We start from the raw sequence: 754 nt of genomic DNA on the forward strand, positions 1-754 counted from the left end.
GGCAGCTCGCCGGACCGTTCTACAAAAAGTACGCGGTCGGACCTTAACGTCCTCCCACAGCTTGCAGACACAGGGTTTCAGGTGCTCTTTCACTCCCCTCCCGGGGTCCTTTTCACCTTTCCTTCACAGTACTATGCGCTATCGGTCACTGAGTAGTATTTAGCCTTGGAGGGTGGTCCCTCCGACTTCCCACAAGGTTTCCCGTGTCTCGTGGTACTCTGGATCCTGTCCGCTGCCTTCCGTTTTCGCCTATGGGGCTTTCACCCTCTCTGGCCGGCTTTCCCAAAACCGTTCGGCTAACTTCCAGCTCACTTTCGACAGTCCGTAACCCCGGTGTGCACGCACACCGGTTTGGGCTCTTTCCCTTTCGCTCGCCGCTACTCAGGAAATCGATGTTTCTTTCTCTTCCTCCGGGTACTTAGATGTTTCAGTTCCCCGGGTTCCCTTCATACACCTATGGATTCAGTGCATGATGACAGGAGTTCTTCCTGCCGGGTTCCCCCATTCAGACATCCGCGGCTCAATGGATATTTGCTCCTCCCCGCGGCTTTTCGCAGCTTATCACGTCTTTCGTCGGCTCTCAGTGCCAAGGCATCCGCCCTGTGCCCTATCTTGCTTGACCTTTCGTTCCCACATCATGTAGCGTCATGATGCGGTCGGTTCTATTTCTTCGATTTCTTTTGAAATCTGTAAATCTTTTCTTTTCGATGATTTACGGCTTGATGTGTTTCTGATATGCAGTTTTCAAGGTACA

The 754-nt window shown here is 52.4% G+C and carries 1 rRNA gene; it reads right to left on the reverse strand.

From position 1 onward, the window contains the following. A 23S ribosomal RNA gene (locus WMO25_RS18510) occupies positions 1–622 on the reverse strand; the annotation flags it as partial. Positions 623–754: the final 132 nt, after the last annotated feature.

The sequence above is a fragment of the Coprococcus intestinihominis genome (genome assembly GCF_040096555.1).
Taxonomy (GTDB): Bacteria; Bacillota; Clostridia; order Lachnospirales; family Lachnospiraceae; genus Coprococcus_A; species Coprococcus_A intestinihominis.